The organism is Couchioplanes caeruleus (assembly GCF_023499255.1).
In the GTDB taxonomy this organism is placed as follows: Bacteria; Actinomycetota; Actinomycetes; order Mycobacteriales; family Micromonosporaceae; genus Actinoplanes; species Actinoplanes caeruleus_A.
In genome coordinates this window covers 347,509-365,789 of record NZ_CP092183.1, presented here as the reverse complement: position 1 = coordinate 365,789, position 18,281 = coordinate 347,509, and the positions used below count along the sequence as shown (strand labels likewise).

The following is an 18,281-nucleotide window of genomic DNA, read 5'->3' as shown; positions in this document are numbered from 1 at the left end:
GTTGATCGGGATGAGGAACCGGCGGCACAGCACGATGGCTGGCAGGCTTGGGGCTGTGCCGCCGGGCGAATTCAGAACGGACGCGGCGGCATCGGCTCGCCGCTGAGCAGCGCGTCGATGGCCTCGGTCATGTGCTCGGCGATGTACTGCCGGTCGAAGTCCTCGTTGAGGCGGTCATCCGCCCAGTCGCTCAGCGAGCGCAGGCTGTTCTGTAGGGCGGTCAAGCTGGCGCCTGTTCTGGCCTGGTCAGTCATGGGTCTCTCCTCGGGTCTGTGGTCAGGCGGCGGCGAGTGCGGGAGTTTCCGCAGGAACAGGCGCGGATGGTGACGCGCCGGTGACGCGCAACGCGGCGAGATGGCGCCGGGCGGTCGACGGGGAGACACCCGCCTTGGCGGCGATCGCAGCGGCCGACGCGCCGGGCATCTTCGCCGCGACCTTGGCGACCTTGTCCGCCGACGCGGGACGCGGTGTGAGCCGCTTCGGTCGAACCTCGGTCACCGGAACCGGCTCGACGTCGGCGTCCGACTCGTTGGCCGGCGGAACCTGCGCCGCCGTGGTGGGTGCTTTCGATACCGTGGCCGGTTGGACGGGCGCGGCTGCCGGAGCCGGTTCGGTCTGAAGCCGGCGAATCCGGCCGCCGATCTCGACCAGGGAGACCGAGGCGATCACAATCAGGCCGTCCACGCTGAACGGGATCAGGTACGGCGACGCGCCGGACTCGCCGTAGCGCACCGCCACGCCGACCATGTGCCAGTACGACACCCACGCGGCGATGCCGGCGATGACGGCTGTCGCGGCGAGCCGGGCGACCGCCTGCGCGCCTCGACGTAGCGGAACCCGGCTGATCAACTCCACGGCGAGCAGCAGCGCCAACGGCGACCATGCGGAGATCGCCTGACTGATCGCGTTGTTCTCGGCGTGCAGCACGTTCCCGGCCAGCGACGCCGCGATGCCGAGGGTGAACACGGCCCGGACAGCCCATCCAAGCCGCTTGAGACGGTGAAGGTCGGTGGTCATCAGGCGACCGCCTTCCGGACGGCCGGACGCCCGGCCAGTTCCGCGGCGACCCGTGTCACGCGGGCCTCGGCCCGGCGGAGACGGCGCCAGTCCAGTGGCGCCGGACCGCCGCGGTCAGCGGCGTTGATGATGGCGATCTCGGCGTCCAACACGTCCAGCTCGGCGGCGATCAGCGGCCATTCAGCCTCGATCGCGTCCAGCTCAGCCGGCGACGGCTCGTCAATACGGTGAACCTTGCTCACGGGAAGTCCTCCGAGGACAGCGGTCGGCGCGACCGGAGCCGCGCCGACCAGCGGAAAGGGATGTGTGCGGAGGCAGAGCAGACCGCTGTCACGCGGTCCCGTGATCTTCCGAGGTGCGGCGTGACGCGCTTGCCCAGCACGCCACGTTGAGCCATCGAGCGGACAGGTCTAGCCGGCCGGACAGGTCAACGGCCGAACACCCGTGGCAACCCCGAAAGATCACGTATCCAGTTGTCAGAGAACGTGCGGCGCGGCGGTGTCATGGCGTGCGGCAACGCGTGCCGCCGTACCCGTCCTACCGACCTCTTGGCTTACCTGGCTAGCCAGGTGGCTTGAGATCAACGTAGGCGTGCATGGCTAGTCAGGTCAACCCTCAAACTGAAACTTCCCCAACTTGGCTAGTCAGAGCTACGCTGTGGAGGTGGCCGAAGACCTTGACTTCCTGGGCAAGCTCGATCCCGACGACCCGAAGCAGGCGTCGCAGCAGATCGCCAACAAGCTGCGAGCAGCGATCCTCACCCGGCGCCTTCAGCCAGGCGACAAGCTGCCATCCCAACCGGACCTCGCGAGCCGGTACGGAGTTGCGCGGGAGACGGTGAAGCGCGCGCTGGAGAGCTTGCGGGCCGAGCGGTTGATCGTTACCCGTCAGGGAAGCGGCGCGTTCGTCCGCGCTCAGACACAGCGCGCAGTCGAGCTGCGCCCGCACATCGAAGCATCATTCGAGCGCCCACACGTCACCATCGACTTCGCCGGCTTCTCCGGCGAGACACTGCGAGACGCACTCGCCGAGGCATTGGACAAGGTCCGGGTGGGCCGGCTCGCCCCCGAGACGATCGCCGTACGGGTTCTGATCTCCGACATGACCGCGCCCATGGCCCTACCGGCACGCGCGGAGACCCAGTCCGACGATCCGGCCGTCCGAGAACGCGCCGAACGGATCACCCGCCGCGCGGCTGACGGCATCATCGACCAGGTCGCCGAGTTGGGCGACCTCGGACTCATCCGCTCCACCACCGTCGAAGTCCGCATGCACCGGGCCTCGCCTCTGTTCAAGCTCTACATCCTCAACGGCGAAGAGGTCTTCTACGGCTTCTACCCCGTCGTCGAACGAACGGTTTCTGTCAAGGGTGAACCCATGGCGATCTATGACCTGATGGGCAAGGACGTCCCGCTGTTCCACTACGCCGTCACAGACGACGAAAGCTCCCACGGCACTCAGTTCGTGGAGGCGTCGCGCCAGTGGTTCGACTCGGTGTGGTCGACGATCGCCTACCGGTACGAAGCATGAGCGCAGACGTAGCCAGCCTGCTCGACACCGTCGACGCGGTCCTACTCGACTTCGACGGCCCGGTATGCAGCATCTTCGCCGGCTATCCCGCCCACGACGTCGCGGCCGAGCTGGTGGAACTGCTGCACCGCCACGGGATCCACGTGCCGTCCCACCTTGCCGGTGAGCGAGACCCGCTCGAAGTCCTGCGGTGGACCGGGACCGCCACGGACCAGCGCATCACGCGCCTAGTGGAAGATGCCCTGTGTGAGGCAGAGCGACGCGCTGTCGAGTCGGCCGCACCCACGCCGTACGGGCGTGAAGTGATCGTCGCGGCGCGACAAGCGGGACTGCCCGTCGCCGTGGTGAGTAACAACTCCGCCGGCGCTGTGAGCGCATACCTCGCCGCGCACCGCTTAACCGGGCACGTCTCGCCCGTCATCGGCCGTGCGTACGCCGAACCGGAACGCATGAAGCCCAACCCGGAGCCGATCTCCCGCGCTATGCGGATGCTCGACGTTTCGCCTGCCCGAAGCGTTCTTGTCGGCGACTCGCTGTCAGACATCGAGGGCGCCAAAAGAGCCGGCGTACGCGTCATCGCCTACGCCAACCGCCCAGCCAAGCTCGAAGCCTTCCGCACGGCCGAAGCGGATGTCGTGATCACCAGCATGGGGCCGATCGCCGAAGCGCTCGTCGCGCGATGCGATGGCGAGGAGCCCGAACTATTCGGCGACAGCCTCGGCCGGCGGGGAAACGTAGGTGCCGCGCTGCGGGACGGTGAAGACCAGGCCGCGCTCGCGGAGAACAGCAACCGCACGGCGGACCGTTCCCCGCGCGATACCGAACTCCTGCACTAACTGAAGTTCCGACGGGATCGGTCGGTTCGGCTGCCAGTCCCCACGCTCGATCCGCCCGGCGAGAATCTCGGCGAGCTGCAGATAGGGCGGTACGGGCCCATCCGGTTCGATCACCTCCTCAAGCTAAACGACTGTCATCGACCGAATACTCCTAACCACATTCTTGTACGTCCAAGAACAAGCTTGTACAAGCATGAAAGGCATATCATGGAAGAACACCTTCCCGAGCGTCCTTCCTGGGACTGCGGCAAGTGCGGTGAGGCGTGGCCCTGCGCTGTCGCAAAGGTCAATCTCTCCATCGAGTACCTCGGCGGTCGATCGGCTCTCCTCTTGTATCTCGGCATACAGCACTGGGAGGCGTTCAACGACCACGCTGCATCCGGGCCGATACCTGCTGACCTGCACGAACGCTTCTTCGGCTGGATCCGGTGATCGCCCGTGGAGTCCGGACGCGGCCCTAACCCCGACAGGGTCAGGGTGGCCCGCACCACCATAGGCGGAGTGGCAGTTCTCTGGAACGACAACCTCATCGGCTGGCTGCACGCCAGCATCGGCGATAGATGGAATGCCTACGCGTGCGGCCCGAGGGTCGGCGATCCGGGCCGACCCATCGGCCGTTTCACCAAAGAGGAGGCCGTACGCCGCATCGCGCTGGAGGCCGGCTGGCACGAGACGGAGTGAACACGCCCCGTCAGCTGGCGTGGCAGGCGTCAAACTTACATGGCCGTCGAAGGCGGAGAGCCGAAGGTAATGAGCGGTACCGGGAGGGTGGTTGCGCAGGGCTGTCCTGCCCGCCGACGGCCGGGGTGGAGCCGAGCAGACCATCGTCGGACCGCCCACGCCCGTGTTCATGTCAGGTCTTCTTAACGTGGCCCCCGAGGGCGGGGGCAGAGTAATAGGTCGTCCTTACGGGACGTAACCGCAGCCGGGTACGCCGTCGTTGTAGGACTGTGCATCCGGTTTCTTGGCAGGAAGATCGAGTCCAGGATTCCTCGGCGGAGGTAAGGGCGCCGGGGAGTAAGAATTGGATGGACGTTGCGGTCCGCGACTTCAGTGCGGCTTGCGCTTCGAAGCTGGCCGGCCCGGGCGAGCGCGAGGCCGCGATTCGCAGCCCTATCGAGACACTTCTCGGAGCCGCTGGAAGACAGTTGGGAGTGACGGCTGTCTTTCACGATGAGGTCCGCGACACTGAGCGGCAGGTCCGGCCCGACTACGGAGTCAGCGTTGGTGGTGCGATCACTGGCTATGTAGAGGTCAAGGCGCCTGGCAAGAGCATCGATCCCAATGGGCTGCGCGGTCACGACCGGGTCCAGTGGGAGCGCCAACGCGACCTGCCGAACTTGCTCTACACCAACGGCACAGAATGGCGGCTTTACCGCGATGGCGAGCTGGTCGATGCGCCGGTCCGCTTCTCCGGCAATCTTGACAGCGGCGGTGTCAGTGCCCCGCCAGCGTTTCAGAAACTGCTGACGGATTTCTTGCGGTGGCAACCGGCGCCGATTACGAGCGTTGGCGCGCTGGTGCGCGCTGTCGCCCCTCTAACGCGGCTGTTGCGGGGTGAGGTTCTGGATCAGCTCGCCGCCGAGCGGAAGGCGGTCCGGTCAGGTGCCGAGCGGGAGGTGCAGCCGTTCCTGGGACTAGCGCAGGATTGGCGGCGGATGCTCTTTCCGCAGGCTGACGACGCAACGTTCGCTGACGGGTATGCGCAAACGGTGACGTTCGCGCTGTTGCTGGCCCGTACCGACTCGATCAAAGTTACGGGTCAGTCGTTGCACACCATCGGTGAGCAGCTTCGTGCCGAACATTCGCTAATGGGTCGGGCCCTGCAACTCCTCACCGATGACCTCGCGCGCGACTTCAAGGTAACCCTCGATCTGCTCGCCCGACTTGTCGACGTTGTGGACTGGCCGAGGGTTCGGCGTGGCCGCCGCGACACCTACCTGCATCTCTACGAGCATTTTCTCGACGAGTACGATCCCGAACTGCGGAAGGCGTCCGGGTCGTATTACACCCCGGTCGAGCTGGTCGAACAGATGGTTCGGCTTACTGAGGATGTCCTCGTGTCCCGGCTCGGCAAGCCACGTGGCTTCGCCGATCCCAACGTGCTCACCGTTGACCCGGCGATGGGCACCGGCACTTACCTGCAAACCGTTCTCGAACGTATCGCCAAGGTCGCCGAGGCTCACGACGGTCCGGGTGCAGTTGCCGGCGCCGTCAAGCTGGCCGCTGAACGAGTGATCGGCTTTGAACTGCAGATGGGACCGTATGCGGTGGCCGAGCTTCGCGCCGCGGACCTGCTAGCCACGCACGGGGCGTCCCCTCCAGCGGAGGGTATGAAGCTTTTTGTTACCAACACGCTCGACGACCCACATGCCAATGACGTCCAGCTCGGTTCCGGGCTGCAACTCATCGCCCGGGCTCGGCGCAAGGCCAACGCCATCAAGGCCCGCGCTAATGTCACCGTGGTCATTGGCAATCCGCCGTACGCAGAACTCGCTAACGGCGAGGGCGGTTGGGTCGAGAACGGCACCACCGGTCTCGACAGCACGCGGGGCGCCTCGGCGCCGCTAGAAGACTGGTATAACCCCGGAATCGCACGGTTCAAGGCGAAGCTCAAGAACCTTTATGTCTATTTTTGGCGCTGGGCCACGTGGAAGGTATGGGAGTCGACCCTCGGCCCGAACGACGGCGACGCTGGCGTGATCTGTTTCGTTACTACCTCCGGCTACCTGGCGGGTCCCGCCTTCACCGGCATGCGTGAATATCTCCGACGGCACGCCTCCGAGGGCTGGATCATCGATCTCACACCCGAGGGGCAGACCCCGGACATCCCAACGCGGATCTTCCCCGGCGTTCGGCAGCCGCTCGCCATCGGCATCTTCGTTCGAGCTGCCGGCACCAGCCGTGACAAGCCAGCGCTGATCCATCACCGCAGCCTGACCGGCCGAAGAGCGGACAAGCTTGCCGCGATGGCAGAGATGCAGCTCGACGACGACGCCTGGCGAGACTGCCGGACTGAATGGGATGCCCCGCTCACACCCGCCGCAGCCGGCAGTTGGGACACGTACCCCGCGCTCGACGATCTGATGCCCTGGTATTCGCCAGGTCTGTTCCCGACTCGAACGTGGGTTTACGCACCCAGCCGGGACGTGCTCAGCAGGCGCTGGGCGATGCTGGTCGGTGAGACGGACCCGCAGCGAAAAGCCGAAATGTTCAAGGAAGGCCGTGACGCCAACCTGGTGAAGGTCAAGCCTCGCCTTCCCGGCGACGACACGCACCCGAACCCGGGCATCCCCGTGATCGACGAAGTCGAGCCGAACGCGGCCAGCGTGCGGGTTGGTTACCGAGCCTTCGACCGCCAGTGGATCCTTGCCGACCCGCGCCTCATGGACATGCCTCGCCGTGACCTTTGGTCAGCCCGCGTACCGGGCCAAGTCTTCGCAGTCGAGCTGCACCGCAATGCCATCAAGTCCGGTCCCGGACTTGCATTCTCGGCCTTAATTCCCGACTTCCACTTCTTCAAGGGGTCGGAAGGTGGCCGAGTATTGCCCCACCTACACCCAGGCGGTACTCCGAATCTCGCCCCAGGGCTGCTGGATGCGCTGGCGGAACGGCTCAATGTAGATATCACCGCAGCCGACGTCTTCGCCTACATCGCTGGGATCACGGCGCATCCGGCCTTCACCGCCACCTTCGCGGACGAACTGACTACTCCCGGCATCCGGGTACCCATCACCGCTGAGGCCACGCTGTGGTGTACTGCGGTCGAGATCGGCCGCCAGATCCTCTGGCTACACACCTACGGCGAAGCATCCGTCGCACCGGAGCGGCCGACCGGATCGATTCGATTCTCCTCCGGCGACGCGCGCCAGCCGCTGTCTTTGGTCCCGGTCACCCGGATGCCTGAGACGATCAGCTACGACCTACAACGCCAGGTAATCACCGTCGGGGAAGGTGAGTTCGGCCCCGTCCGGGCGGGCGTCTGGAATTACGCCGTCGGCGGCCGGAACATCATCAAGTCCTGGTTCAACTACCGCAAGAAGGAACCAGGCGGGCGCCGAGGATCTCCTCTCGACGATGTCCATGTCGACGTCTGGGAGCCGGGCTGGACCAGCGAGTTAGTCGACCTGCTAACCGTCCTGACCCGCCTGGTCGAGCTGGAACCCGCTCAGGCCGAACTACTCGCCTCGGTATTAGCCAGCGATGTCGTCGATCGTAACCAGTTGGCCGCCATCGGCGCCCGTTGGCCAGCCCTCCCCTCAGACCGCAAACCCCTCTACGGCCTTGCCGGTAGCCAGCACGAGGCAGCGGATGGTGTTGTAAGGCTGCTATAGCGGGTCGCGGTTCCGTTCCGCTCGCTGACCGTATCGACGGCATGGGTCCGGCAACGCACCGAGCGCCAAAGGCGTTTGGCCTGCTCAGCATGGTCGCGGCTGTCGGTCTTGAAAACCGGTGAGGCGTTCCGCGTCTCCGTGGGTTCGAATCCCACGCCCTCCGCCATGCCGCTCGACCGTTCCTCCGCTGAGCTGTGCCGACGCAGCCGAGTGGGGTTTCGCATCATTGATATCGGTCGGTTCTCGCTCAGCGACTCGGCTACCGGGCGGCCGATGCCCCGGCTGGCGAACCACGCGCAGCCGCCACCCTCGGCGATGGGCGCGCGGACCGCGGCGTACGCGCTGGCAGCCGGCAGCGGGCCGGGAAGGGTGATCAGGCCGGAAGCTTGGGATCGTCGAGGACCGCGGGTAACGCCACGGTCAGCATTCTGGCCCGTACCGACCGCAGGAGTCGGCACATGAAGAAGCCGCCGATGCCGGCGAAGCCGGTGTGCTCCCAGGTGAAGCGGGTGCCGCCGGCGATCGGCTGGAGGCGGTAGGTGACGAAGCTCGGCGCGGCCCCCTCGTCGCCGATCCACGAGTAGCGCATCAGCGCCGGCGCGTCCACTTCGAGGACCTCGCAGTCGACGATGCCGCGCCAGCCGGCAATCGGCTTGGCGATGAACTGGAACTTCGTACCCGCGACCGGCGCGAAGCCCTGGGGCCGGCCGCCCTGGCCGGTCGTGGTCCAGCGCGGGACCAGCTCGGGGTCGGTGAGCACACGCCAGACGTGCTCGATCGGGTGCGGGTAGTCGCGGGTGATCCGGAACTCGCTCATCACCGTCTCCTTTTACTGTGGCTGTAAAAATACAGTAGCAGTAAGATCGGCCGATGAGCCTGCGCGAGGAGAAGAAGCGGCAGATGCGGCAGCGACTGTCCGACACGGCGACCCGGATGTTCGTGGAGCGCGGGTTCGACGGCGTACGGGTGGCCGAGGTGGCGCGGGCGTGCGGGGTGTCGGAGAAGACGGTCTTCAACTACTTCCCGACCAAGGAGGCGCTGCTGCTCGACCGGCTCGAAGGCACGACCACGGCCCTGCGGGAGGCGCTCGCGTCGACCGGACACACGCCGATCGAGGCCGCGCTGCGCCTGCTCGACGCTGAGCTCGACGGGTTCGCCGGCAACCCGGAGGGCTACCGGCGCTTCGGCGAGCTGCTGGAGGCGGCGCCGTCGCTGCGGGCCTACCGCAACGACATGATGGACCGGTTCGTCGCCGTGGCGGCCGAGGCCCTTGCGGCCCGTGACGGAGTGGACCCGGCCGATCCGGAACCGCAGATCACGGCCGCCGCCCTGCTCGGCCTGTGGCGCGTGCAGTACGAGAGCCTGCGCCGCCATCCCGGCAAACCGGCGACGGTACGCGCGGAGGTGCGGCGGGCCGCGGACGTGCTGCGTATCGGGCTGGAGAAGCAGGGCTAGGTCGTGTTGAGCTGCTCCCCGGGCGTTCAGTTGATGGGCGCTCCGGAGCCCGTCGGTGCGGGGCGGGGGCCGAGGTCGCAGAGGGATGCCACCTCGGTCCTGGCCAGCTCGGCCCCCTGCGGAATGCTCCGCAGGGCCGTGTTGAAGCTGTTGGGGTAGCGGTTCTCGGAGATGTCGCAGCCCGAGGGCTCGGCCTCGTCGGACAGCCCGCCACCGATGATCTTCCCGCCGGCGTCGCGCAGGACGTACGACGAGCCGCGGGAGACCAGGTCCGTGCAGTTGGCCGAGCGGGCGTCGTACGTGATGACGCCGCTGCCCTCGGCGTCGCGGGTGGTCTTGTCCGGCACGAGGGTGGTGGTCACGGGGGCGAGGCCGTCGTTGCCGTCGCCGGCCGGCAGCCACTGGCTCACCACCGGTTTGATCGTGACCGAGCCGACCTCGGCGAGGCGGGTGGCGGCGAGGGAGTCGCCGACCGGGATCTTCGCGCCGGGCAGGATGATCGGCACCTCGAGGACCTGGAAGCGGCGGAACGAGTCGGTGACGACGCTGCGCCCGTCGGGGCCGAGGACGTCGAACGTGACCCGGGTGCGGTAGGCGACCCGGTCGCTCGGATTCTCCAGGACCGCGCCGATGGTCACGGTGGACAGCGCCGGCGATCCGACCCGGGTGTAGCCCTGCTCGGCGATGCGGACGGTGCTCGTGTCGTCGACCGGCGCGGTCGACGGCGGGGTGGCCAGGCGGCATTGCGCCTGCGGGGAGTCGCTGCCGCCGCGGACCAGCAGCACCACGACGACGACCGCCAGCACGACCACGACCGCGGCGCCGGCGGCCAGCCATACTTTGCCTCGCACTGGTCGGATCTCCCTCGCTCTTTACCGGTCGTACCCGTAGTACTTGTTGGACAGCGCGGCGATCTTCGCCAGCTGGTCGTTGATCAGCTCACCGGCCGCCTGCGCCGCCGCCTCGGCGAACTCCCGCTCCGACAGCGCCCGTACCGTACCGGGGCTGATGTGCACTTCCCACTGCCGCATGCCGACCGCCTTGACGGCGATCCGGCCGTCGGCCGAGTATCCGCGCGCCACCAGCGCGTCGCGCTCCTCGCGCCAGTCGAGGTCACGGGAACTCACCGGGGTGTCCTCACCGGTGACGGTCTCGCCCGCCACGTCGCTGAAGGTACGCCAGTACTCGCGGGTGCGCGCGACCCAGAGGAGCTGCGCCAGCGTGGCCAGCCGCCGTTCGAGGTCGCTGTCGTCGCACAGGTCGTACCAGCCCTGCAGGAACGTCAGCGTCAGCCTGCTTCGGTCGTACAGCTCCGCGGTGATGGCACCGTCCGGCGTGGAGGCACGGACGCGCATGCTGTCGATCCGGTCGGCCAGCTCGCCCATCAGATCCTCACTCCGCCGTGCCGAGGCCGTTGGGGCCGTTGCCGGTGACGGTCGCGGCGGTGGCGTCGGCCAGCGCGGGACGGTTCGACATGAACTTCTCGCGGCTGCCGGTCAGCACGGAGTGGGAGGAGGCCATCGCGTCGGCGATCACGCGTTCCTTCTCGGTGATGTCCTTCGCCAGCTCCTCGAGGCCCTTGCGGATCTGCTCGACGATCGCCATGGCGTTCTTGCCGTTGAACCGTACGGGCTTCGGGTCCTCCATCGGGATCGACGCCGCGGACGAGGCGACCTCGCCGACCACGGTCAGGGTGATCGCCAGGGAGGCGCCGAAGCTGGGCACGGCCGCGGCCACCGCGAAGATCGATCCGACGACCGTGAGCAGGCAGGCCGTCTCCTTCGGGTTGCAGTCGAGCATCGCGTCCAGCGACTGCTGCGCGGCGTGGGCGAGCTGGTCGACGCTCTCACGGGCGGCCTTCCACAGGCCCCGCTCGGCCTCCAGGCCGCCCTTGAGGGTCAGCGCCATCGCGTACTGGTTGGCCGTGACGCCCTTGAAGCGGTCGAGGTAGTTGTTGCGGAACGCCGCCGCCGCGGGCCCGCGCCAGTCGGCGACCAGCGTGCCCACCCGGTCCATGCCGCCGAGCGCCTCGTTGACGGTCACGCCGACGTTGTTCACCACGTCGGGGGCCGTGCCGTTGTTGAGCTTGGACGCCGTCTTGGTCACCGCGGCGATCGCCGGCTCGAACCCCGCCGGGTCCGGCATGTTCAGGAACGGCGCGAACATCTCGGCCACCCCGGCGAAACGCCCGGCCGTCGTGTCGACCACGGTCTGCATCGTCTCGTCGGTGATGCCGGAACCGCCGTACCACTTGCCGTGGCTCTTGGTGAAACCCCGCTGCTTGAGATCCATCTCGATGGCGGAGGTCTCCAACTTCGCGGCGTGGTCCGCGAGTTGCTCGTAGCTCACTGCGGCACACCGTCCTGGGCGTGCGCGGCCTCGACCGCGGGCTTGAGCTCCTCGAACTTCTTCCCCGCCACGGAGTCGGTGCTCGCGTACTCGTCCGCGGCGAGGACCATCGCGTCGCCGGTCAGGTCGAGGTTCTCCGCCGTGGTCCGCAGGATCTCGAAGAAGTCGTCGCGCAGGCTCTCCCAGGCGGGCTTCGCCGGACCGTACGGACCGCCGAGCTTGCCGTCGCGGTACCAGTTGTAGCCGCTGTTGTCGGCCAGCAGCAGCGCGCCCGCGGCCTCGCGGATCTGCCCTGCCACCGGCTTCAGCTCGTACTGCCCGGCCTCCCACAGATCCACCAGGTCAGCACCGAGCTCATCACCGCTGTGCGGCATCGTGACCTCCCCCGTCACCAAGCATCGACCCCCGTCGCAAGGCGACCACGATACCGCAGGCCATGGAGCCGGGGAGGCCCCCGCGAGGGCGGCCCGGGACGGCACACATCGATGATCGCCGAGCCCTTTCTGTACCCTCTAATCCGCTCTGCCGACGGTTTCTGACATGGGGGACGGATGGACCAGCGTGCTGCCGAGGAGTCGACGGCGGACGGTATGGCCGCGCGGAGGTTCGCCGAGCAGTTGGGCGTGCTGCGGGCGGACGTGGGCAACCCGTCCTTCCGCAAGATGGCGGGGCGGTCCGGCCGGATCTCGCACACGACACTGCACGAGGCTGCCGCGGGAACGAGGTTCCCCTCGTGGGAGACCACGCGTGAGTTCGTCCGGGCGTGCGACGCGGACGAGGCCGAGTGGCGGCGCCGGTGGGAGGCGGCTCAGCATCCCCTGCCGACCGCCGCGGAGCAGCAGGCGGCGCCGGACGAACCCCGGGCGGCGGAGGAAGTCGTCGGCACGCGAAGGCACCGGCTGCCGTGGCTCGCCGCCGCGGCCGCGGTTGCCGCGGTGGCGGTCGTCGCCGCGGCCTTCACCGTCCGCGGCCGGTCGTCCCCGGACGGCGTCGGCGGCGCGACGGGAACGCCGTCGCCGTCACCGTCGGCGTTCTCGGACTCTTTGATACCGGGCGACGCGAGCAGGTTCGTCGCCGACGTCACGATCCCCGACGGTACGCGCGTGAAGGTGAACTCCCACTTCGTGAAGGTGTGGGCGCTGGCGAACGTCGGAACGGTCGACTGGCACAACCGCTTCCTCGAGCGGATGAACCCCACCGCCGACGGCGACGGGTGCCGGGTGCCGGATCGGGTGGCGATCGGTGACACGCCGCCCGGCGAGCAGGTGATGATCAGCGTTCCGGTGACCGCGCCGAAGCGTCCGGGCAAGTGCTGGGTCAGCTGGAAGATGGTCGACGAGCACGGCCGGCCGTTCTTCCCGAGCCGGCGGCCGGTGTACTTCATGGTCACGGTCACCGCCTGACCATCTGACAACATCACGTCCGCGCAGGTCAGCGGTCACCTGACGGATCTGACAGTACGACGGGGTACCGAACACGGGACCCCTCCTCGCAGGGTGATGTCCGTTCCGAACGCGACATCCACCTACGAGGAGGATCGGCCATGCGCCATCCCTGGTCCGTCGTCGGGCTCACCGCGCTCTGCGTGGCCGTCGGCATCCCGGCCCCCGCCCGGGCCGCGACATCCGGCCCACCGGCACAGCGGACCGCCACCGCGGCCGCGCGGCCCGTCGTGGACATGGAAGCCACCGTCCTGGCCGCCCAGATCGACCCCCGCCGCGCCGACCACACGCTGACCCCGGGTGCGAAGAATTCCGTGCTCGCGGTCGAACAGGCGCTGCAGAACCGGAATCTGCTCGACGCGCAGTGGGTCGACGGCTACTTCGGCACCGAGACCGTCGCGGCGTACGCGGCGTACCAGCGCTCGCTCGGCTACACCGGGCTGGCCGCCAACGGGCTGCCCGGCACGACGTCGCTGACGAAGCTCGGGCAGAACCGGTACACCGTCGGCAACCCGATCGGCCCGGGCGCGAAGGTGCCGCGGGACGGGTACGTCGTCGACGCCCGTACGCAGGCGATGCTCGCCGAGGCCCAGCGGCTGCTCGGCTCGGCGCTGGTGCTCGAGCAGGGCTCGTACAACCCGGGCGGCGACCCCACCTCGGCCGGTACGCACGACGGCGGCGGCGTGGTGGACGTCTCCGTCGCCGGCATGACCTCGGCCAGGCGCACGACCGTGGTCCGCGCGCTGCGCCAGGTCGGTTTCGCCGCCTGGGTCCGGGACCCGAGCCAGGGCGACTGGCCGTGGCACATCCACGCCGCGGCGATCAACGACACGGACCTGTCCAGCCAGGCGCAGCACCAGGTCGGCGACTACCACCTCGGCATGAACGGCCTCGCGAACCGCGGCCCGGACGACGGTCCCCAGGTCCCGATCAAGACCTGGGAGCAGTACCAGCGCGGGCAGTGACCCGCCGCAGACCGGCACCACCCACATCACTCACGGTTCACAAGGGGAAACCATGAACATCCGCAAGAGTCTCGCCGTCGTGGGCGCCGCGCTCGCCATGGGCACGTCCGTCCTGAGCTTCGCCTCGCCCGCGTCGGCCGCCGCCCGCGACGGGGCCTGCGACAGCGGCGAGTTCTGCTACTACTACAACAGCAACCAGGCCGGGTCGATCTCGGACTTCACCGAGTCGATCGAGGATTACGGTACGACCCAGCCGTCCTGTTACGAGTTCAAGGGCGACGGCGCCGGCAAGGGCATCTGCGTCAAGAACAACGCCGCGTCGGTCTGGAACCGTACGGGCAAGACCGTCCGGGTCTACTTCAACAGCAACTTCGCCGGGGCCACCCAGGACTTCGCCTCGGGAACGAAGGCCAACCTCAACGCGACCCTGAAGAACAACAACGCCTCGCACGACATCGGCGGCTCCGGTGGCGGGACGTTCCCGGCCGACCCGCGGGCGTCCGAGGCGGTCGCGTTCGCGAAGGCCAGGCTCGGGCACACCGACTGGAACAACGAGTGCGAGCTGTTCGTCGAGCGGGCGTTCGGCACCAGCGGCCGGTTCGCCACGGCGCGTACGCACTACCAGTGGCAGAAGGACAACGGCCGCATCCACACCGGCTCGGTGCCGCCCGCCGGAACGGCCGTGTTCTTCACCTCGACCACCTCGGCCGGGCACGTCATGCTGTCGATCGGCGGCAACAGCGCCATCAGCACCGGCCCGACCGTCTACCAGACGAACACGTTCCGGCAGCGCGACGACTACCTGGGCTGGGCGTACGTCCCGAGCAGCTGGTGACCGCGATGATCGGGCTGAGAAGAATCCCGGCGGTGCTGGCGATTCTCGTGGCGGCGCTCGCCGGCGTGACGGTGGCTCCGGGCGCGGCGTCGGCAGCCGACCGGGACGGGGCCTGCGACAGCGGCGAGTTCTGCTACTACTACAACAGCAACCAGGCCGGCGCGGTCTCCGACTTCACCGACTCCCTGGACGACTACGGCGCCACCCAGCCGTCGTGCTACGAGTTCAAGGGCGACGGTGCCGGCAAGGGCATCTGCGTCAAGAACAACGCCGCGTCGGTCTGGAACCGTACGGGAAAGACCGTCCGGGTCTTCTTCAACAGCAACTTCGCCGGGGCGAGCCAGGACTTCCCGGCCGGTGCCAAGGGCAACCTCAACGCCACGCTGAAGAACAACAACGCCTCGCACGAGCTGCTGAGCTCGGGCGGGCCGACGGGCTGCAGCACCGACGGCACGAACGGCAAGCTGCCCAGCACCATCCTGGTCTACCGGGTGGGTCTCGGGCGGGTCGACCGGGTGGACTTCAAGACCTACGTCAAGAACGTCCTGCCGAACGAGTGGGTGCCGGGCTGGCCGGACGCCTCGCTCGAGGCCGGCGCCATGGCCGTGAAGAGTTACGGCTGGTACTGGGCGCTGCACTCCACCCGGAAGACCTCCGGCGGTCAGTGCTACGACGTCCGTGACGACACCGCGGACCAGGTCTACCGGCCGTCGTCGGCCCAGGCGGCGACGTCCTCCGCAGTGGACCGTACGTGGCCGGCGCGGATGACCCGCAGCGGCAACGTCCTGCAGGCGCACTACTGCTCGACCACGACGGCGTGCGGTGGCTGGGTGGACGGGGACTGGCTGTCCCAGTACGGCTCGCGTGATCTCGCGAACGCCGGCAAGGGCTATCAGACGATCCTGCGTCACTACTACACCGACGTGACCCTCTCCTGAGGTCAGTCGGGCACCGCCCGCCGCAGCCCGCGGCGGGCGGTGCGTGTCAGGCCGGCGGGTTCACGACCATCTGCGCGCCCTGACCGCGCTCGGCCAGCCGGTCCTTGGGGTTGATCAGGTTGCACCGCTGCAGCGACAGGCACCCGCAGCCGATGCAGCCCGTCAGCTGGTCCCTCAGCCGTTCCATCATCGCGATCCGGTCCTCGAGCTTGCGCCGCCACCGGGCCGAGAGCCGCGCCCAGTCGGCCTTGGTCGGCGTCCGGTTCTCCGGCAGGGCCGCCAGTGCCTCGCGGATCTCCTCGAGCGACACCCCGACCTGCTGAGCGATCCGGATGAACGCCACCCGGCGCAGCTCGTGCCGTTCGTAGCGGCGCTGGTTGCCGCCCGTACGGGTGGACTGGATCAGCCCCTCGCGCTCGTAGAAGCGCAGGGCGGACGGGGCGACGCCGCTGCGCGCTGCCATGTCGCCGATCGTGAGGAGCTCCACACCGGTACCTCTTGAGTTGAAGTGAACTTTAGGTTGCAGGCTGAGCCTATGACCGTCACCGCCGTGGAACCAGAGTTGTTGACCCGCATCACCGGGGACGAGAAACACTCGCCCAGCGCGTACTCGACGCTCGACATCCTGTGGGTGCTCTACGACCGCGTGTTACGGGTGTCGCCGGAGACCGTCGACGAGCCCGACCGGGACCGGTTCCTGCTCTCCAAGGGGCACGGGCCCGCCGCCTACTACGCGGTCCTCGCCGCGAAGGGCTTCTTCCCGGTCACCTGGCTCGACGACCTCGCCGGGCCGCACAGCCGGCTCGGGCACCATCCCGACCGGGTACTGATCCCCGGGGTCGAGATCGGGACCGGGTCGCTCGGGCACGGACTCGGGCTCGCGACCGGGACCGCGCTCGGCCTGCGCGCCCAGGGGTACGACGAAGCGCGCACCTTCGTGCTGCTGGGCGACGCCGAGCTCGACGAGGGATCGAACCACGAGGCGATCGCGTACGCGGCGGCCACCGGGCTGCCCCTGACCGCGATCGTCGTCGACAACCAGTCCGCCACGCACGGCTGGCCGGGCGGGATCGCGAGCCGGTTCGTCGGCTGGGGCGTGTCCGTCGTGGACGGTCGTGACCACGCCGCGCTCGAGGCGGCCCTGCTGCCGCGCCGCGACCGCCCGCACGTCGTCATCGCCGTCGTCGAGCCCAAGGGGAGCTGACCATGCGAGAGACCTTCGTCGCCACGACCACGGCGCTGCTGGGGGAGGATCCGCGGACCGCCGTCGTCCTCGCCGACATCTCCGCCGACGCCTTCGCGCCGGCGATGCGCCGGCACCCGGACCGGGTGATCAACGTGGGGATCCGGGAACAGCTGATGACCGGCGTCGCGGGCGGGCTCGCGCTCACCGGGATGCGGCCGTACGTGCACTCGTACGCGCCCTTCGTCGTCGACCGGGCGTACGAGCAGATCAAGCTGGACCTCGGCCACCAGGACGCCGGGGCGGTGCTGGTCAGCATCGGCGCCTCGTACGACGCGTCGGCCGAGGGCTACACCCACCAGTCACCCGGCGACGTGGCGCTGCTCGACACGCTCGACGGCTGGACCGTGCACGTGCCGGGGCATCCGGACGAGGTGCCGGGCCTGCTGCGAGCGGCGGCGCACCACGACGACCGGGTGTACGTCCGCCTGTCGTCGCAGCAGAACGGCCGCGCCCACCCCGGCACCGACCTGAAGGTGATCAGGCGTGGCCGTACCGGCGCGGTGGTGGTCGTGGTCGGCCCGCTGCTCGACGCGGCGCTCGAGGCAACCCGCGACCTGGACGTCACCGTGGCCTACACGCACACGCCGCGGCCCTTCGACACGGACGGGCTGCGTGCCCTGCGACCGGCCGAGGTGGTGATGGTGGAGCCCTACCTCGAGGGGACCTCCAGCCGGATCATCGCCGCGGCGCTGTCCGACGTACCCCATCGCTCCCTGCACCTCGGCGTGAGCCGGACCGAGGAGCGGCGGTACGGCACGCCGGCCGACCACGCCCGCCGGCACGGCCTCGACGCTGCCGGCCTGCGCCGGTCGATCACCGAATTCCTGGGTTAGGCGGCGATCTGCAGGCCCGGCCGGCGCTCGCGGAAGACCTGCTTGAACCGCGCGTCGAAGTGCCAGACCCGGTCCGGTTCGCCGACGCGCACGCGGAAGCGCTCGCGGACGCCGTCCACCGCGGTCGCCGCGACGTCCACGGCGGCGAGCCGGAGGTCGGTGTTCCACGTGACCTCGCTGAGGTGGCGCAGGTTGGCGTTCAGGTGCAGGCGCAGCCGGTGCAGCACCCGCGTCTCCTGCGTGATGACCAGCCGCCGGTACGTCAGCAGCATCAGGTATTCGCCGGCGAGCGGGCGGTCCGGGTTGACGCACCGGGTCACCAGGACGGTGGAGTCGTCGGGCTCCACGCAGCGCCGGAAGATGGGCATGTGCCGGCTGACGGTCGCGATGGCCACGCCGGCTTCGGCGGCGGCGGGAAGGAACGTACGGGAGAACACGTCCATGTGGCGTTTAACGGCGACACCCAGGGGAAGGCGCGGCCATGTCACGATGAATATCGAA

At 68.6% G+C, this 18,281-nt stretch carries 22 protein-coding genes and 1 pseudogene; 12 read left to right on the top strand and 11 right to left on the bottom strand.

The window, feature by feature from the left end; genetic code table 11:
• Nucleotides 1-71 precede the first annotated feature (71 nt).
• Genes COUCH_RS01720 through COUCH_RS01710 form a run of 3 tightly spaced genes read right to left on the bottom strand, consistent with a single transcriptional unit; the run spans nucleotide 72 to nucleotide 1,259 of the window.
• Nucleotides 72-254, bottom strand: coding sequence for a hypothetical protein (locus COUCH_RS01720; RefSeq protein ID WP_249610362.1), 183 nt, complete (start codon nucleotides 252-254; stop codon nucleotides 72-74).
• A 22-nt stretch (nucleotides 255-276) separates the two neighbouring features.
• Nucleotides 277-1,017 carry a DUF2637 domain-containing protein gene (locus COUCH_RS01715; protein WP_249610361.1) on the bottom strand — a complete coding sequence of 247 codons (741 nt, stop codon included), beginning with the start codon at nucleotides 1,015-1,017 and terminating at the stop codon, nucleotides 277-279.
• Nucleotides 1,017-1,259 carry a DUF6284 family protein gene (locus COUCH_RS01710; protein WP_249610360.1) on the bottom strand — a complete coding sequence of 81 codons (243 nt, stop codon included), beginning with the start codon at nucleotides 1,257-1,259 and terminating at the stop codon, nucleotides 1,017-1,019. Before COUCH_RS01710 ends, COUCH_RS01715 begins: the two co-directional genes overlap by 1 nt.
• Nucleotides 1,260-1,680: 421 nt before the next feature.
• Here COUCH_RS01710 and COUCH_RS01705 point away from each other — a divergent pair, with 421 nt between their 5' ends.
• Entirely contained in the window at nucleotides 1,681-2,547 is an 867-nt protein-coding gene (locus tag COUCH_RS01705) for a GntR family transcriptional regulator (protein ID WP_249610359.1), read from the top strand.
• Nucleotides 2,544-3,233 (top strand): annotated as a pseudogene (locus COUCH_RS01700) (HAD family hydrolase); the annotation flags it as partial. The gene COUCH_RS01705 and the pseudogene COUCH_RS01700, both read left to right, overlap by 4 nt.
• 15 nt (nucleotides 3,234-3,248) lie before the next feature.
• Here the strand turns inward: COUCH_RS01700 and COUCH_RS01695 are convergent.
• On the bottom strand, nucleotides 3,249-3,497 hold the full coding sequence (locus COUCH_RS01695) for a GntR family transcriptional regulator (protein ID WP_249610358.1): 249 nt from the start codon (nucleotides 3,495-3,497) through the stop codon (nucleotides 3,249-3,251).
• A gap of 69 nt (nucleotides 3,498-3,566) precedes the next feature.
• On the opposite strand from COUCH_RS01695, the gene COUCH_RS01690 reads away from it, so the two are divergent.
• The 3 genes from COUCH_RS01690 to COUCH_RS01680 all read left to right on the top strand — a co-directional run bounded on the left by COUCH_RS01690 (nucleotide 3,567) and on the right by COUCH_RS01680 (nucleotide 7,717).
• Entirely contained in the window at nucleotides 3,567-3,815 is a 249-nt protein-coding gene (locus COUCH_RS01690) for a hypothetical protein (protein ID WP_249610357.1), read from the top strand.
• A 69-nt stretch (nucleotides 3,816-3,884) separates the two neighbouring features.
• Nucleotides 3,885-4,064 (top strand): hypothetical protein, encoded by a 180-nt coding sequence (locus COUCH_RS01685; protein ID WP_249610356.1) that lies wholly within the window; start codon nucleotides 3,885-3,887, stop codon nucleotides 4,062-4,064.
• Between the two features lie 347 nt (nucleotides 4,065-4,411).
• A complete protein-coding gene (locus tag COUCH_RS01680; protein WP_249610355.1) occupies nucleotides 4,412-7,717 on the top strand; it encodes a type ISP restriction/modification enzyme in 3,306 nt (1,101 codons plus the stop codon).
• Nucleotides 7,718-8,090: 373 nt separating this feature from the next.
• Here COUCH_RS01680 and COUCH_RS01675 read toward each other — a convergent pair whose 3' ends face one another.
• Entirely contained in the window at nucleotides 8,091-8,534 is a 444-nt protein-coding gene (locus COUCH_RS01675; protein WP_249610354.1) for an SRPBCC family protein, read from the bottom strand.
• A gap of 53 nt (nucleotides 8,535-8,587) precedes the next feature.
• On the opposite strand from COUCH_RS01675, the gene COUCH_RS01670 reads away from it, so the two are divergent.
• Nucleotides 8,588-9,172, top strand: coding sequence for a TetR/AcrR family transcriptional regulator (locus tag COUCH_RS01670; protein WP_249610353.1), 585 nt, complete (start codon nucleotides 8,588-8,590; stop codon nucleotides 9,170-9,172).
• A gap of 26 nt (nucleotides 9,173-9,198) precedes the next feature.
• On the opposite strand, the gene COUCH_RS01665 is transcribed toward COUCH_RS01670, so the two are convergent.
• From COUCH_RS01665 to COUCH_RS01650, 4 genes are read right to left on the bottom strand one after another with little or no spacing between them, the layout of a single operon-like run.
• Nucleotides 9,199-10,023 (bottom strand): hypothetical protein, encoded by an 825-nt coding sequence (locus COUCH_RS01665; RefSeq protein WP_249610352.1) that lies wholly within the window; start codon nucleotides 10,021-10,023, stop codon nucleotides 9,199-9,201.
• A 21-nt stretch (nucleotides 10,024-10,044) separates the two neighbouring features.
• The gene (locus tag COUCH_RS01660; protein ID WP_249610351.1) at nucleotides 10,045-10,557 is read right to left on the bottom strand and encodes a hypothetical protein; all 513 of its coding nucleotides are present in this window, start codon (nucleotides 10,555-10,557) and stop codon (nucleotides 10,045-10,047) included.
• Nucleotides 10,558-10,564: 7 nt separating this feature from the next.
• Nucleotides 10,565-11,521: a hypothetical protein gene (locus COUCH_RS01655; protein WP_249610350.1), complete on the bottom strand. Its 957-nt coding sequence runs from the start codon at nucleotides 11,519-11,521 to the stop codon at nucleotides 10,565-10,567.
• Nucleotides 11,518-11,895 (bottom strand): hypothetical protein, encoded by a 378-nt coding sequence (locus tag COUCH_RS01650; RefSeq protein ID WP_199513150.1) that lies wholly within the window; start codon nucleotides 11,893-11,895, stop codon nucleotides 11,518-11,520. The genes COUCH_RS01655 and COUCH_RS01650 overlap by 4 nt, the downstream gene beginning before the upstream one ends.
• Nucleotides 11,896-12,072: 177 nt before the next feature.
• On the opposite strand from COUCH_RS01650, the gene COUCH_RS01645 reads away from it, so the two are divergent.
• The 4 genes from COUCH_RS01645 (at nucleotide 12,073) to COUCH_RS01630 (ending at nucleotide 15,701) form a co-directional block, all read left to right on the top strand.
• Nucleotides 12,073-12,924 carry an NBR1-Ig-like domain-containing protein gene (locus COUCH_RS01645; RefSeq protein WP_249610349.1) on the top strand — a complete coding sequence of 284 codons (852 nt, stop codon included), beginning with the start codon at nucleotides 12,073-12,075 and terminating at the stop codon, nucleotides 12,922-12,924.
• 140 nt (nucleotides 12,925-13,064) lie between these two features.
• Entirely contained in the window at nucleotides 13,065-13,928 is an 864-nt protein-coding gene (locus tag COUCH_RS01640) for a peptidoglycan-binding domain-containing protein (protein WP_249610348.1), read from the top strand.
• Between the two features lie 52 nt (nucleotides 13,929-13,980).
• Nucleotides 13,981-14,763, top strand: a complete 783-nt coding sequence (locus tag COUCH_RS01635; RefSeq protein WP_249610347.1) for a peptidase inhibitor family I36 protein — start codon at nucleotides 13,981-13,983, stop codon at nucleotides 14,761-14,763.
• A 5-nt stretch (nucleotides 14,764-14,768) separates the two neighbouring features.
• Entirely contained in the window at nucleotides 14,769-15,701 is a 933-nt protein-coding gene (locus COUCH_RS01630; RefSeq protein WP_249613520.1) for a peptidase inhibitor family I36 protein, read from the top strand.
• A gap of 46 nt (nucleotides 15,702-15,747) precedes the next feature.
• Here the strand turns inward: COUCH_RS01630 and soxR are convergent, their stop codons facing one another.
• Nucleotides 15,748-16,188, bottom strand: a complete 441-nt coding sequence (gene soxR / locus COUCH_RS01625; RefSeq protein WP_275980056.1) for a redox-sensitive transcriptional activator SoxR — start codon at nucleotides 16,186-16,188, stop codon at nucleotides 15,748-15,750.
• 48 nt (nucleotides 16,189-16,236) lie between these two features.
• On the opposite strand from soxR, the gene COUCH_RS01620 reads away from it, so the two are divergent.
• Nucleotides 16,237-16,905: a thiamine pyrophosphate-dependent enzyme gene (locus tag COUCH_RS01620; RefSeq protein WP_249610345.1), complete on the top strand. Its 669-nt coding sequence runs from the start codon at nucleotides 16,237-16,239 to the stop codon at nucleotides 16,903-16,905.
• A 2-nt stretch (nucleotides 16,906-16,907) separates the two neighbouring features.
• A complete protein-coding gene (locus COUCH_RS01615; RefSeq protein WP_249610344.1) occupies nucleotides 16,908-17,780 on the top strand; it encodes a transketolase family protein in 873 nt (290 codons plus the stop codon).
• On the opposite strand, the gene COUCH_RS01610 is transcribed toward COUCH_RS01615, so the two are convergent.
• Nucleotides 17,777-18,223: a hypothetical protein gene (locus COUCH_RS01610; protein ID WP_249610343.1), complete on the bottom strand. Its 447-nt coding sequence runs from the start codon at nucleotides 18,221-18,223 to the stop codon at nucleotides 17,777-17,779. The two genes, COUCH_RS01615 and COUCH_RS01610, sit on opposite strands and share 4 nt — an antisense overlap.
• Nucleotides 18,224-18,281: the final 58 nt, after the last annotated feature.